Consider the following 15,373-nt stretch of genomic DNA (forward strand, 5'->3'; position numbering starts at 1 on the left):
TTTATTATAATGAAGTTTAATAAAATACCAAAATATTCAGAAGAATATTCTAAATTAAGTAATTGTATTAGAGTTTTAGCAAGTGATAGTATAGAATATGCTCAATCAGGGCATCCAGGTATGGTTCTTGGTATGGCAGATGTTATGACCATGCTAGTATTTAATTTTCTAAAATTCAATCCTAATGATCCAACTTGGTTTGACCGTGATCGCCTGGTGCTATCAGCTGGGCACGGTTCTATGTTGCTTTATAGTTTTTATTATTTAACAAATTATAAAAATTTTCACCTAGAAGATTTGAAACAATTTCGGAAATTACATTCCAAAACTCCTGGACATCCAGAATATGGGGCGTATGAAGCTATTGAGGCTACTACAGGGCCTTTAGGTCAGGGGTTTGGTACTTCAGTTGGGATGGCGATTGCCCAAAAAAAATATCAACAAAAATTGGGCAAAGAGCTTAGTGCACACAAAATTTATTGTATAATTGGAGATGGATGCCTAATGGAAGGTATAAGCTATGAAGCTGCTTCTTTAGCTGGGCATTTATGCCTAAATAACTTAATAGTTTTATTTGATGATAATAAAATTTCCATCGACGGCTCTACCAACCTTACTGTATCTGAAAACCATCTGCTGAAATTTGCCGCCATGGGCTGGAATACCGAATCTATTGATGGGCATGATTTTGAGCAAATTAATGCCAGCCTAATTAAGGCACAAAATTCTGATAAACCATACTTGATTGCCTGCCGTACTTTAATTGGCAAAGGCTCTATTAACAAGGTGAATTCAAATGCCGCCCATGGCTGCCCGCTCGGCAAAGATGAGGTTAAACTTCTTAAAGAAAATTTAGGTTTTAATGATCAGGCGTTTACTATACCAAAGGAATTACAAGAGATATGGGGTACAGCTTGGTTAAGAAATCAAGCGAGTTATACTAATTGGCAAGAGAAGTTTGCTGATATAACTCAAGAGCAAAAAGCCTATTGCAATAAAGCTGATATAGATTGCTCTTTTCTTGATAATATCCTTATTCCAGAAAAAGCTGAAGCAACCCGTTGTTCATCTGGTAGAGTTATAGAATATCTAAGCAAACTATCAGATAAAATTATTTTTGGCTCAGCTGATTTATCATTATCCAACAATATCAAAAATACTGCTAGTAACATAATTAATAAAGATGATTTTACTGGCAATTACATCCATTATGGGGTTCGTGAGAATGTTATGGGGGCTATCATGAACGGACTCGCATTATCAGGCTTCTTACCCGTAGGGGCTACTTTCCTAGTATTTTCTGATTATATGAAACCAACTATGCGGCTTTCTTCTATTATGCAGCAGCAAGTGATCTACATCATGACCCATGATTCAATTGGGGTAGGAGAAGATGGCCCTACTCACCAACCAATAGAGCATCTAGCATCCTTTCGAAGCTTACCAAATATGATGGTATTACGCCCGGCAGACTATCTTGAAACAGTTGAATCTTGGCGAATTGCTTTAGCTAATAAAGAGGGTCCTTCTGTTCTTGCTTTAACCAGACAGTCAGTATCTCAAATAGTTAGCCGAAATATTTCGCAAAATTTATGCTCTAAAGGTGGGTATATACTGTCAGGGAATAATCAAGAAACAGTAGATGTTGCTATCTTCGCCACCGGCTCTGAATTGTCAATAGCATTAGAGGTAAAAGATATACTAAGCAAAAATGGCTTTAGTACCAATGTGATTTCAATGTTATGTTTTGAGTTGTTTTTTAAACAGCAGCCTAGCTATATCCAAAATATCCTGTCCAATGCCAAATTAAAAGTTGCTATAGAAGCTGCAAGTAGTTTTGGCTGGCATCGAATCATTGGAGAGAACGGAATGTTCTTCGGAATGGAACAATTTGGACTCTCCGCTCCCTCTAATGATTTATACTCATATTTCGGTCTTACTTCATCAAATATTTCCGAAAAGATTATGGCAAGAATCCAGAAAAATTAGAAGTGGATTGCTTCGTCGGCTAACGCCTTCTCGCAATGACGTTATCTGTCATTGCGAGCCACCATAGGTGGCGTGGCAATCTATTTTGGGTCGTTTTTTGGATTACTTCACTCACCTTACGCATAAACCCCATGACAATTTAAAAATTCCGGAAAAGTAGAAAAACCGTCATTGCGAGCCACCGTAGGTGGCGTGGCAATCCATAAAAGAGTGGATTGCTTCGTCGACCTAAGGTCTCCTCACAATGACGGTTTCCCAATTATTGTTTTCTTAAACTGACGCTTATGAAATACTAACGGGTTAGCTATACATTACTACTTACTTAAATTTTAGTCGTTATGAATATCATCCACACACCCTAAAGCATCAGTATTTTCTTCGGACATATCATCGTTTGTAACACAGAACTTTGAAGAATCGTGATCCTTAGTAGTATTATGAAATAATGAAGCCACTGTATACTTAATAGTTGTAAAAGTATTAGATATCTTTGCGAAGAACGATGTTGGTTTTATTTTTGCAGTTTTTATATCATTAGATGAAATAGTAGCAGAATCTTCTTGGTAACTTGTATTGAAACTTTCTGATACTACATTTACAGAATCATCTAAATATAGCAGCGATTCTAACGATTCAGTAGATTCTACTAAATCCTCTTTTGCTTCTTCCGCTTTATCTATTAGCTCTTCTACCACTGAAGCTGCTTGTACTAGCTTGTCTTCTTCTAAAGCTAGTGATGTTGTAGATTTAGATGAATCAGTTAAATCACTTGTTGATTTATCATTTTGCACATTATGAATATCAGTAGGTAAGAAATCATCAAGTTCATCGACTTCTTTTCCTAACCTTTTGCTCTTCTCAATACACCTAAATGCGTAATTCCACTGCTCCTTATTAGTCTCGACAACAAGCAGCTCTTTTCTAAGAGCAATCTTTTTTGCAAAAGACTTAAGCCCATCATAAGTAATATTACCATATTTGCCTGGTAATTGAACGTACCAAACTTTATCGTTATTCTGAAGGGCTTCTCCTAAAGCTTTAACTTCCTTATCTCCTATATTCTCCTCCCGTAAGTCAATAGCACCGTCAGATGTATTAGATGTTATCCTTCTTAGCAAATGATCATCAAAAACCGTCATAAATTCTCCTTTAATTTTAAATCGTTACGAACGGACAATATCAACTTCCTATAACCTGTCAAGAAGATTTTAAAAAATTATTAAAAATATAAAAAATTACGTCATTACCCATGGGTGTCAACTTAAGAAAATAGTAGTCGAAAAGGCGTCTATTAGCGAGCCACCGTAGGTGGCGTGGCAATCCATTTCTAATTTTGGATTGCCACATCGCCACAAAGCTGATCCTCGCTAATAGATGTTTGGCGAGCAGATTTTTTATTCATCATAAAAAATAGCAAAAAAAAACCGTGAACGCTCACAATTCAGTTAATTTCACCTACTGTTGCACTTCAGCTCCTGCTAAACTAATATCGTCCTGGTGATCAGTATAACCAGGATTAACTATACCAGGGAAAGAAACCGCTTCATCAGGGTTAATAAAATCACTAAAATCAACAAAACAATCATCACTAGGATTGGGAATATCATGAGTAAAAATATGCTTTAAAAACATACATATTCGTGTGCAGCATCCGATTACTGCTACTAATGCTGCTGAGCTTTCTTCTAATGTTATATCTTTAGGTGTTTTTTCTATAGATTCAGCTAGTTTAGCTATTTTAGTTAAACTTGGTTCTTCAAAAGAGAATGCTCTTTTAGTTAGCTTAATTTTAGTTGAACTTGGTTCGTCAAAAGAGGATGCTCTTTTTCGTGGTTCGAAAGATACAGCAAAAAATAGTGCGCTTTTAGTTAGCTCAACTGCACTATTATTTATACTCGAAATGGCTTGCAACTCTATAGAACGTGAGTTATCATTGGGAGCTTGTATATCAGATTTAGATTTATTCCTACGTGTATAAAACCTCATAAACTTTACCTTTTTAAAACGTTATAACGGATAGCAATAATTTCTTATAGCCTTTTAACTTATGGTTTATATCTTAAACGTAAACTAGGAAATTATCTACTAATTTTTCAACTTGTTGGAAAGTTTTTTTTTCACAATCACTATTATCTTGCCCATCATTTTTATCTTTCAACCCATCCAATACATCGCTAATCATCTTACCAACTTCTATAAACTCTTGTTCTTTGAATCCTCTAGTGGTACATGCTGGAGTGCCGAGCCTAATACCAGAAGTAATAAATGGTGAAGTGGCATCAAATGGTATCGCATTTTTATTGCAGGTTATACCTGCCCTTTCCAACGAATCTGCTGCCACCTTACCAGTTATACCATATTTTCGTAAGTCCACTAATACTATATGATTATCAGTACCATTAGTTAAAATATCATAGCCTCTTGCCATCAAACTATTAGCAAGAGCCTTGGCGTTGCTGATAACCTGTTTTATATAAAGGCGATATTCTGGCTGTAAACATTCCAAAAATGCTACTGCTTTTGCTGCAACAATATGCATTAATGGACCACCCTGCAACCCAGGAAATAAAGCAAGATTTATCTTCTTACCCAATTCCTCATCATTTGACAGAATAAGACCACCACGTGGACCACGCAGAGTTTTGTGAGTAGTAGAAGTCACAACGTGAGCATAAGGCAAAGGGCTTGGATGCTCACCTACCGCAACCAGTCCAGCAATATGGGCAATATCTGCTAGCAAATACGCTCCTACTCTATCAGCAATTTCCCTAAATTTAGCAAAATCTAATTGACGCGAATAGGCAGAATAACCAGCTATAATCAATTTAGGCTTATGTTGCACTGCCAACTGCTCTATTTGGGCATAATCAATTAGATAACTCTCCTTATTTACAGAATAGAACACCGAGTTAAACCATTTGCCAGACAAGTTAGGCGGAGCACCATGCGTCAAATGCCCCCCTGTATCTAGCGACATACCAAGTATAGTATCATGTGGTTTTAATAGAGTCAAAAATACTGCCTGATTAGCCTGAGAGCCGGAATGAGGCTGAACGTTAGCATATTTACAATTAAATAGTGTTTTTACCCGCTCTATAGCCAAAAGCTCAGCCTTATCAACTTCACTACAACCGTTATAATAACGTTTTCCCGGGTATCCTTCAGCATATTTATTGGTCAGAATCGAGCCTTGGGCTTCTAATACTGCCGGGCTTACAAAATTCTCAGAAGCAATCAATTCAATAAAATCATGCTGACGTTTTTTTTCACCATCGATAATTTGATATATTGCATTATCTGTTTCAGATAATTTTTTAGTAAAGATATTCATTAATTTAACCTACTATTTAATGAGGTGTGTTTTTATAAACTTGACAGCAAATTGTAGCCCCTTATCATCAATAGAATGTACAAGATTTGGTATTTTGTATTTACTATAAGGAATATCATATTTCTCTAGATATTCTACTGTTTCATCCATACTACTTACATCAACCACATCGTCTAATTCGCCATGTATCAGGCAAACTGGTGTAGTTTTATTGATACATTGTTGTGGAGCAATTAATCTGCCAGAAAACCCTACCACACAATTAAAAGGTTCTTTTTGTATAAAATTTAAATATAACCCCATCATGGTGCCTTGTGAAAAACCAATGATGATGGTATCTTTATTAGTTAAATTTAGCTCAGCTTGTTTCTTTTGGATTATGCTAGCAACTAAGCCACTATTTTTAGCTGCTAATTCCCTGACTATGTCAGGGGTACGATTATTTAGACTAAACCATTGTCTACCGTAAGGGGCATTATCAAATTTTTCAACGCCATGTGGTGCAATAAAGTGACAATCGGGTAATTCCTTAGATATAAAAGGAACTAATCCTATTAAATCATCGCCATCTGAACCAAGCCCATGTAACAATACCACAAGTTTTTTACATTCACTGCTCAAACTTTTTACTTCTGGGTAAGATAATATTTCATTTTTAGTCATTTTTTAAGTTCCTATAGTTAACTTAGCAATAGTTCTATTAGCTTCTTCTAGCTCTTGTTTAGTATTTACTCCGACCACTATGTCGTGGTTGGCGGATAGCAAATACGATACTTTTTCGCCATTATCCTTAACAATTTTTACCAGTTCCGTTAAATACAACTCTTTTGATTTATCAGGATTCTTTAAAAAAATAGTAGGTAAATATTTTTTTAATACACCATTGGCAAAAGCCATAATACCAGAATTACAAATTGTTACAGCTAGTTCTTCACTCGTTGCTTGTTTAAATTCAACAATTTTCAAAAAATTTCCTAATTCATCAGTAACTATTCGCCCATATTGCCCAGGATTATCTCGCTCAAAACACAAGGTTGTTATGGCAGAATTTGTCGAAACTAGATGTTCTAGTAAATCATTAATAATCTCTGGCGTAATTAAAGGATTATCTCCATAAAGTACGGCTACAATTTTATTGTCATCAATTAAGTCCAAAGCACTATATACCGCATGAGCAGTACCAAGGGGTTCTGGCTGTAAAACAAATTTACAACTATCTTTATAACAAACAATATGTTTTTCTAATTGCCAGGAGTGGACTAAGATAACTTCATTGCTAACTTGTTGGGCATTGGTTATTACCCTATCAAGCATCGATTTACCACCAACTTTATGCATTACTTTTGGTAAGGTAGATTCCATTCTTCTACCATTACCTGCAGCTAGAACAATAACTTGGCAGTCCATATTAAACGTCCTTCATAGTTTCATAAATTGTGTCAGATAATTCATAATTACCAAAAACTTTTTGCACATCATCACTTTCTTCTAAAATATCCACTAATTTTAACAACTTCTCGGCTTTATCATTCTCTTCTATAATTATGGTATTTTTAGGCACCCAACCTATGTAAGATTCTTCAGGATGTCCATATTTACTGGTCAAAAATTCAAGAGCTTGCACAAAGTTCTCAATATCTGTATAGATTAAATATGTATCTTCTTCAGAAATCATATCTTTTGCTCCAGCCTCTAGGCTACTTTCAAACATAGCTTCTGTTGTGGCTAAATTTGCCGGATATTGTACTACTCCGAGATGATCAAACATATAGCTGACACTACCCGTTTCACCTAAATTGCCACCAAATTTGCTAAAAGCCGCCCTAATTTCCGCAGCCGTACGATTTTTATTATCAGTTAAAGCCTCTATTATTATTGCAATTCCACCGGGAGCAAAGCCCTCATACCTAATCTCGGTATAATTTTCGTTGTTATTCGAATCACTTGCCGCACTTATTGCCTTATCTATTCGATCCTTTGGCAAATTTTGACTCCGAGCGGCAGCTATGCTACTCCGCAACCGTGGATTATTGCTTATATCAGACCCTAATTTAGCAGCAGTAATAATTTCTCTAACTAACTTAGTAAAAATTTTTGCCCTTTTTTTATCTTGTGCACCTTTTCGATGCTGAATATTTTTAAATTTTGAATGACCTGCCATATTGTAATCTTAAATCATTATTGAGTAAGCCGAATCGTATCAGAAGGCAATTTAAAGTCAATAGTAAATTCCTCAAGTTTTTTCACCATACTTTATTTTTTACTTTAATAAAACTGTATATCGTCTTATATTGTCTAACTATAACATATAGAATTGAGTCCACTAAGTACTATTTATGAAAAAATTTATAATAGACTTGCTGCATAAGTCAAAAATAGTTGAAGGATTTTTAGGAGAAACGAAGCCAAGTACCGCAGTGTACATAAACGTACATGAGCAGCTGAGGCGAGTTTCGACGACAAAATCATCAACTAGATTGACTTATGTAGCAAGTCTAATTTTATATCTCTTATTTGCTCACGACTGCCTAGCATCAGAACCTCAGGCATGGCAAATGCTGTTACAGACTCCAGCCAGTCATCTTATGGAAGAGCTTCAGGAGTTTCATAATTTCCTACTGCTCATATCAGGAGGAATAGTTGCTTTTATTATTGTTTTATTAATTTATGTTTGCATCAGATTTAATGCCAAAGCCAATCCTATTCCAGCAAAATTTTCTGATAATATATTGGTTGAAATTATTTGGACGATAATTCCTATAGTTATTTTAATTATTATTGCTGTACCATCATTTCGTGTTGCACGTATTGCAGAAGATATTCCTGAAATAGACATGACGGTTAAAGTTGTAGGATATCAGTGGTATTGGCACTATATCTACCCTGATTATGATAATATGGAATTTGATAGTTGTTTAATTACTGATGAAAACTTAAAACCTGGTCAAAAAAGATTATTAGAAGTTGATAATCGTATTATTATACCAGAAAATACTACCGTAAAATTTTTAATTACTGCAGGGGATGTTATACATAGTTTTGCAGTACCAGCATTAGGTATAAAGATCGATGCTGTGCCTGGCAGAGTTAATGAAACCTGGACTAAAATTAGTAAAAAAGGTGTGTATTATGGTCAATGTTCAGAGCTTTGTGGTGTTAATCACGGCTTTATGCCTATTGCCATTGAAGTAGTAAGCAAAGAAGAATTTCAAGATTGGTTGATTGCGGCAAAAACAAAATTCTCTATGAAAGTAAAGACAAACGTTATTGCGATGAAACCATGAGGATGCCGAAGCAATAAATTGTCATTTTCGCTTCGGTGCGGAATCTAGATACCTGCTTATGCAGGTATGACAACCTATCTTAGGTATGCATAAGCGTTAGTTTAAGAAAACAATAATTGAAAAACCGTCATTGCGAGGAGACCGTAAGGTCACGAAGCAATCCAGAAAAGTGATTAAAAATGGATTGCCACGCCACCTACGGTGGCTCGCAATGACGACTTTTCTACTTTACTTTCTTAAACTGATGCCTATGAGCAAGGATAACATTAACTAAATGAACGAGAGTCATATGGTAAGCCATAATAATCTTTATCCACATATTTACCCAAAACAGGTTAAAGAAATTGTATTTTTAAAACATTTTATTCATAATCCTAACATAATGGTAGGTGATTATACTTATTATCATGATCACCGATATCCAGAACATTTTGAATGTAATAACGTTGTAGGATATTATCAGTGTAAATTAATTATTGGTAAGTTTTGTGCTATTGCTAAAGGAACTATTTTTATTGCAGATGATGTCAATCACCCAATGGATGGTTTTTCTACTTATCCATTTTTTATTTTCGAAGGTTGGAATAATTATACACCAACTCCTAATAAAGGAAGAAGTACAATAGTTGGTAATGATGTGTGGTTTGGTACTAATGCAGTGATTATACCGGGAGTAACAATAGGAGATGGAGCAATTATCGGAGCATATGCAGTGGTGACCAAGGACGTACCCCCCTACTCTATCGTTGCAGGTAATCCTAGTAGAATTATTAAAACTAAGGGCTATAAAGATATTAAAATAATATCTCTTCTTGAAAGTGAAAGTAACAAAGAAGATAGTAAAAGCAAAAGAAGCCTAGCTGATTTAATTGTTGAAGATGAAGAACACCATAAATATATTATTGAAATTGAGCGTACTGTTAAGGATTCTTTCATCCATAAGGCTTGTTTTAATACTGCAAGGCTTATTGTTGATAATCTTGCTCAAAGAGAGGACTATACCCAAATTATCAAAATATTTCATATCTCTCTGCTTTATTTCCCTATAGGTAGCGGTAATGGTACTATTTATCATGGCAAGACTATCATACATGAAATAGAGAGTAATGAACGTTTAACTGTCCATATTAAAAATAAGGAAACTCACGAAATTTTTGATGCAACCAATATCTTACCAGAATATTTTTATATATCAGTGCCGTTGTTTAATGATCGTCTAGAAAAAGAGATCGATGATTGGTTGCATGTCCTGAAATATGATGAAGTACCACCAACTTACCATTCGCCTTATATGAGCCAAGTAGCGGAAAAGCTTAATATCCTAAAAATGACACCTGAAGAAAGGGCAAACTATTCCTATTACAGAAAGAAGCTTTATAATGATAGAGATGAACTACAAGGTGCTGAAGCTAGAGGAGAAGCAAAAGCAATAAAATCTATCGCTAAGAATTTGCTTAAAGCTGGAGTATCTATTGATGTTATTTGTACATCTACTGGACTTAGTAAATCTCAAATAGAAAGCTTAAAAGATGACTGACCTACTAGGGTATTATATCATAATTTAAAGATATTAAGAACTTAAAACAATTTCAGAATGACATGATAGAAAAGGATAATTTATGAACCAAACAACAGATCATTACCAAACCCCTAAAGGTATAAAAAGATGGATTTTCTCTACCAATCACAAAGATATTGGCATAATGTATATTATATTTGCCATATTTGCTGGGATCGTTGGAGGGTTATTTTCTGTTATTTTTAGGCTAGAATTAGCAATGCCCGGTGGGCATATATTAGGGGAAAATTACCAACTATATAATGTATTAATTACTGCTCATGCGATAATTATGGTATTTTTCATGATTATGCCAGCTTTATTTGGTGGGTTTGGTAATTACTTTGTACCAATTTTAATAGGCGCACCAGACATGGCTTTTCCAAGGCTAAATAATATAAGTTTTTGGCTGCTTGTTCCTGCTTTTATGTTATTAATGCTTTCGGCTTTTGTTGATGGTGGTGCAGGTACTGGCTGGACGCTTTACCCCCCTCTAAGTACTCTAGTCGGACATCCTGGGGCGGCAGTCGATATGGCTATTTTAAGTTTACATATTACAGGGCTTTCTTCTATTCTTGGTTCAATCAATATGATTGTTACTATCTTTAATATGAGAACCGATGGTATGGGGTTATTTGAAACGCCTCTATTTATTTGGTCAATTTTGATCACTGCCTTTTTACTGATACTAGCAATTCCAGTATTAGGTGGTGCAATAACCATGTTATTAACTGATCGAAACTTTGGTACTACTTTCTTTAAACCTGAAGGGGGCGGAGATCCAGTATTATTTCAGCATTTATTTTGGTTTTTTGGTCATCCAGAAGTATATATCGTAATATTGCCGGGGTTTGGGATAGTTAGTCAGGTTCTTTCTACTTTCTCTCGTAAGCCGGTATTTGGTTATTTAGGTATGGTAGTAGCTATGGTAACTATAGGATTTGTCGGTTTTATAGTTTGGGCTCATCATATGTTTACTGTTGGTCTTTCATACAATACATTAATCTATTTTACCGCTGGTACAATGATTATCGCGGTGCCTACTGGTATTAAAATATTTAGCTGGATTGCCACAATGTGGGGAGGGTCAATTACTTTTGAAACCCCTATGTTATTTTCTATAGGGTTTATCTTGTTATTTACTATTGGCGGAGTTACCGGCATAATATTATCAAATTCGGCAATCGATAGAATTTTACATGATACATACTATGTGGTAGCACATTTTCACTACACTATGTCGCTTGGGGCTTTATTTACTGCATTTGCTGGATTCTATTATTGGTTTGGTAAAATGTCAGGAAGACAATATTCTGAAATGATGGGCAAAATTCATTTTTGGATTACGTTTATCGGCGTTAATTTGACATTTTTCCCTCAGCATTTTCTTGGATTAGCTGGGATGCCAAGAAGAATACCGGATTATCCGGATGCTTTTGCCGGCTGGAATATGGTATCATCTATCGGAGCAGTTATTTCCTTTATTGCGGCTCTTTACTTTGTATTCATTGTTATTTACACTCTGAAATACGGCAAAAAATGCCCAAATAATCCTTGGGGTGATGGGGCTAATACTCTTGAGTGGACAGTCTCTTCTCCCCCACCATTCCATACTTTTGAAGTACCACCTAAAATTTAATAGAGGTAATAATTTGATAGGTGAATATATATATTGTGGCTTTTGGCGAAGAATAGCAGCTGGATTGTTTAATTACATTATTATGACATTAATATGTACAGTTATAGGTCTTGTATGTATAGTTATGGGTGTTGTTTGGCTTTTTTTAACAAATATTTCTTTTTTTTAGCGGAAATATTTATGGATTGGACTTTTCCAACCACATTACTACTATTCTTATATATTCCAATATTCGAGTCATCTTCAATGCAAGCAACTCCTGGCTGTTATATCTTGGACATGAAAATTATAAACAAAAATGGTACTCGAATAAGCTTTTTTAAATCTTTGTTTAGATTTATTACATTAGTATTGATAAATAGTACTGGGATATTGATAATCCCAAATATTGCTTGCATTATATGTACCAATGAAAAAGTGTTTCTACATGACATATTGTTTGGCACCAGAATGATAAGGCAATAAATTTAATATTATGCAGCTACCCTAGGCTCTTATATCACATTTTCAAGATATAAGAGCCTAGTATTTAGCCATAGTAAACTAACGTCTATTAGTGATGAAGCGTAATGTTAGTCGGGTTAGCAATTCCTCACTTCGCCAATTAAAACCCCCGTATCCTTGCTATTGATTTGTTAGATCGCTCTTTGATAAAATTCAAAAATTGGCTAACTGAATCAACTATGTCATCGTTTTTGCAATGTGGGAAATTTAACAATTCGTTGAGCAATATAGTATTAAAAGCCGACTGTTTTGGCAAAACTACGGCTGTAGATTGGAATAAAGCTAAAACTGAGGAGAATCTAGTAATTTTATCAAGTCGGGGCTTTATGGCAACTATATTAACAATCCCATCTAATCTTAGGTCTTGTATAACTTGCTGACCACTGGCTTTATCTTCAATTAATATATATCTAGGACAATATTTCTTGGCTAGTTTTTCTACTTGCCCCTTTAACTCTGGATAAGTAACTTTTTGCCTGAACATTGATACAAGATAATATTTCTTATCTAAAATACCCCAAGAGGTACAAACGCTATAATCAGCATTTTCTGAAATTTTAATGGCGGTATCCCAACTTTGCACAAAATAATCAAATTTTTTTGGTATGGTTTCATAAAAACTAATATCCTCAATATTTAACAATATACAATTATTAGATATTGGCTCTTGCAAATATTGAGCAGCATAATTATGCACACCAATTTCTTGTTCTAATTTTATCAGATAATCAGAATTATCGCGAAAACTATGTAAAATATCACCTGTAACATATTGATATTTATACTTATTGATTGAAAATATTTGTTCTCGTTTTGCCATAGCTGGAATTTTTAAATGATGCCAACAATTGGAATTTGCCAATAAATGTCCGCTTAAATCTTCTTCATGTAATCTTTGCATAACTAATACTATTGCTCCGGTATTTTTGTTGTTAAGTCTGGTGACAAAAGTTTGTTCAAACCATTCAATCACCCGTTTACGCATTTTGGGGGAATTGATTTGAGTAGGGTTATGTGGGTCATCAATAATGAGTATATCACCCCCCTCACCTGTTGCCGAACCACCAACTGACGTAGCAAACCTAAAACCATTATTATTTGTCAGAAATTTACTTTTTTGATTATGTTTTTTACTTAAAATAGTCTTCAGAAAAATTTGCTGATACCAATCGGAAGTAAGTATCAAACGACAATCTAAAGAATGTTTTACACTTAATACTTGAGAATAGCTGGCAGACATAATCCTTTTTGTTGGATCATGTCCTAATATCCAGGCTGGCCATGCTACTCCAATACATACAGATTTTAGAGACCTAGGCGGCATATTAATGATTAGCCTCTTAATATCTCCATTCTGTACTGCTTGCAAATATTCAGCAATTAGCTCAATATGCCAATTGGCTTGATATTCTACTCCAGGATTAATGGTATTAAATACTTTATTGATAAAACTATTAAAATCTTGCCTCAATATTGCATGTAATAACTTCTTCGGATAAGTCATTGATATTTACTCAAAAATTCAGCTATAATTTCTTTGTCCTCTTCTTTCATTATGGTGTTTTCATTTAAATACTCATCTTTGCTAAGTTTATTTAGCTGAATAATTAAATTGACTAATTTATTCAGCGTTTCAGTAATATTCTTTTTAACTACTATCTCCCCCTTGGATTTTTTTGATTCTAGTTCATCTATTTCATCTTCAAGCAGAGAAACTATCTTAGCAATAAAACCATATAATGTAGTAATTGTATCGTTTGTCATAATCTATCTCCACCATCTATTGGTTTAAGACCGACAAGAGATCTTTTCTCGTTCAAAGTCATAAAACTAGCATTGGAGATTTTAGCCCATAAATTCTCTCGTTTTTCGGTCAATGCTGAAATACTATCTCGATCAAAATCAATAATAATTTCCTCTTGATACCAGTGTGACAACCAGTTACCTAAGGCGTCTGATAATTTATCAAGCAACGGAATTAACGTCTCTTCCCACAGAGCTAATCTAGCTTCTTGCATATTACTGTAAGTATTATCGCCATTAATACCTAGCAATTGAGGGGGAATACCAAAAGCTAAAGCTATTTCCCTAGCTGCAGAGTTTTTTGCCTCGATAAAATCCATATCCTTGGGATTAATACTCATTTCCTGCCAATCAAGCCCACCTTCTAAAAGAAGAGGCTTACCAGAATTATTACTACTGGTAAATTTTTCGGTAAGTTGCTCGTGTAACCTATCAAACTGCTCATCACTAAGATAACCATTAGTTTCTTTGACTATCAATGCTCCACTTGGACGAGCTCCATTCCTCAGTAAAGAACTATTCCAGCTAGTAGCTTGCAAATGCAGATCGATCGACAAGGAAGCAGCATCGAGGCAAGATAATCCATAATAACAATTGGTAGGATGATAGTTTTTCAAATGTAACACCTTGCTCATTCGATCAATTGGTGAAATAGGATAAATTTTTTCTCCGCTGCTATTTATATATCTATATGCTACTGGGGAATTTTTCTCTAATACTAATTCAGTTGAATTGGCAGGTAATAAGTAAATTTCTCGGGGGCGATTATTTATTAATGTTGCTAAAATATAAGCATTACCATATAACAGCTTACTTGCTATCACTTCACCAAAAAAATCTGCTCCAGCTTTTTCTGGATTAGGTTTTTTCAATAAATTATAAACAGGATGATTTGGCATTTTTTCAAAAGCCCCTCGGTTGTTTTTACTAACTATCCAAGGGACATGACTTGCTGACTGGGCTATTAAATTCACACATCGATAAACTATAACATTTCTACGATATGCCTCTATCCCAACTTTTACATCCCTAAATTCTGAATTCCCTAAACTATTAAAATCAATAAATGTATGAGATTTACAATTTTTGGCTTTAAAGACCTTTTTAAGATATTCTGTTATCATACTTACCTAAAATAAATTTCTTGTAATTACTTATAACATTATTTTATTGCTGCACTAAGTGTTGACGCATAAATATTCGTCAAATATTTAAATTTTTTTTATTGCATTACATACCTCCCTTGATTACAAATAAATCAACTA

14 protein-coding genes are annotated in these 15,373 nt (G+C 34.6%); 5 read left to right on the forward strand and 9 right to left on the reverse strand.

Going from position 1 to position 15,373, the window contains the following annotated elements:
• The first annotated feature begins 9 nt into the window (after positions 1-9).
• A complete protein-coding gene (gene tkt, locus AAGD42_RS00690) occupies positions 10-1,989 on the forward strand; it encodes a transketolase (protein ID WP_341752876.1) in 1,980 nt (659 codons plus the stop codon).
• Between the two features lie 329 nt (positions 1,990-2,318).
• Here the strand turns inward: tkt and AAGD42_RS00695 are convergent, their stop codons facing one another.
• The 6 genes from AAGD42_RS00695 to AAGD42_RS00720 form a co-directional block, all read right to left on the reverse strand.
• Positions 2,319-3,128 (reverse strand): hypothetical protein, encoded by an 810-nt coding sequence (locus tag AAGD42_RS00695; protein WP_341752877.1) that lies wholly within the window; start codon positions 3,126-3,128, stop codon positions 2,319-2,321.
• Positions 3,129-3,444: 316 nt separating this feature from the next.
• On the reverse strand, positions 3,445-3,975 hold the full coding sequence (locus AAGD42_RS00700) for a hypothetical protein (RefSeq protein ID WP_341752878.1): 531 nt from the start codon (positions 3,973-3,975) through the stop codon (positions 3,445-3,447).
• Positions 3,976-4,048: 73 nt separating this feature from the next.
• Positions 4,049-5,320, reverse strand: a complete 1,272-nt coding sequence (gene glyA / locus AAGD42_RS00705; protein WP_341752879.1) for a serine hydroxymethyltransferase — start codon at positions 5,318-5,320, stop codon at positions 4,049-4,051.
• A 12-nt stretch (positions 5,321-5,332) separates the two neighbouring features.
• On the reverse strand, positions 5,333-5,983 hold the full coding sequence (locus AAGD42_RS00710; protein ID WP_341752880.1) for a dienelactone hydrolase family protein: 651 nt from the start codon (positions 5,981-5,983) through the stop codon (positions 5,333-5,335).
• A 3-nt stretch (positions 5,984-5,986) separates the two neighbouring features.
• Complete coding sequence (locus AAGD42_RS00715; protein ID WP_341752881.1) at positions 5,987-6,727, reverse strand: sugar phosphate nucleotidyltransferase; 741 nt, start codon at positions 6,725-6,727, stop codon at positions 5,987-5,989.
• 1 nt (position 6,728) lies between these two features.
• Entirely contained in the window at positions 6,729-7,481 is a 753-nt protein-coding gene (locus tag AAGD42_RS00720) for a YebC/PmpR family DNA-binding transcriptional regulator (protein ID WP_341752882.1), read from the reverse strand.
• A 175-nt stretch (positions 7,482-7,656) separates the two neighbouring features.
• Between AAGD42_RS00720 and coxB the strand changes: the two genes are divergently transcribed.
• From coxB to AAGD42_RS07080, 4 genes are all read left to right on the forward strand, one after another.
• The gene (gene coxB, locus AAGD42_RS00725) at positions 7,657-8,604 is read left to right on the forward strand and encodes a cytochrome c oxidase subunit II (RefSeq protein WP_341752883.1); all 948 of its coding nucleotides are present in this window, start codon (positions 7,657-7,659) and stop codon (positions 8,602-8,604) included.
• A gap of 289 nt (positions 8,605-8,893) precedes the next feature.
• A complete protein-coding gene (locus tag AAGD42_RS00730) occupies positions 8,894-10,141 on the forward strand; it encodes a PD-(D/E)XK nuclease family transposase (protein ID WP_341752884.1) in 1,248 nt (415 codons plus the stop codon).
• Between the two features lie 82 nt (positions 10,142-10,223).
• A complete protein-coding gene (gene ctaD, locus AAGD42_RS00735; RefSeq protein ID WP_341752885.1) occupies positions 10,224-11,801 on the forward strand; it encodes a cytochrome c oxidase subunit I in 1,578 nt (525 codons plus the stop codon).
• Positions 11,802-11,981: 180 nt separating this feature from the next.
• Complete coding sequence (locus AAGD42_RS07080) at positions 11,982-12,266, forward strand: RDD family protein (protein WP_410520936.1); 285 nt, start codon at positions 11,982-11,984, stop codon at positions 12,264-12,266.
• A gap of 139 nt (positions 12,267-12,405) precedes the next feature.
• Here the strand turns inward: AAGD42_RS07080 and terL are convergent, their stop codons facing one another.
• The 3 genes from terL to AAGD42_RS00750 are packed head-to-tail and all read right to left on the reverse strand — an operon-like array spanning position 12,406 to position 15,232.
• Positions 12,406-13,809, reverse strand: coding sequence for a phage terminase large subunit (gene terL, locus AAGD42_RS00740; RefSeq protein WP_341752886.1), 1,404 nt, complete (start codon positions 13,807-13,809; stop codon positions 12,406-12,408).
• On the reverse strand, positions 13,806-14,069 hold the full coding sequence (locus AAGD42_RS00745) for a hypothetical protein (RefSeq protein ID WP_341749493.1): 264 nt from the start codon (positions 14,067-14,069) through the stop codon (positions 13,806-13,808). The genes terL and AAGD42_RS00745 overlap by 4 nt, the downstream gene beginning before the upstream one ends.
• Positions 14,066-15,232 carry a phage portal protein gene (locus tag AAGD42_RS00750; RefSeq protein WP_341752887.1) on the reverse strand — a complete coding sequence of 389 codons (1,167 nt, stop codon included), beginning with the start codon at positions 15,230-15,232 and terminating at the stop codon, positions 14,066-14,068. The genes AAGD42_RS00745 and AAGD42_RS00750 overlap by 4 nt, the downstream gene beginning before the upstream one ends.
• Between the last annotated feature and the right edge of the window lie 141 nt (positions 15,233-15,373).

Origin of the sequence: Candidatus Tisiphia endosymbiont of Dioctria linearis, assembly GCF_964026545.1 — a bacterium.
In the GTDB taxonomy this organism is placed as follows: Bacteria; Pseudomonadota; Alphaproteobacteria; order Rickettsiales; family Rickettsiaceae; genus Tisiphia.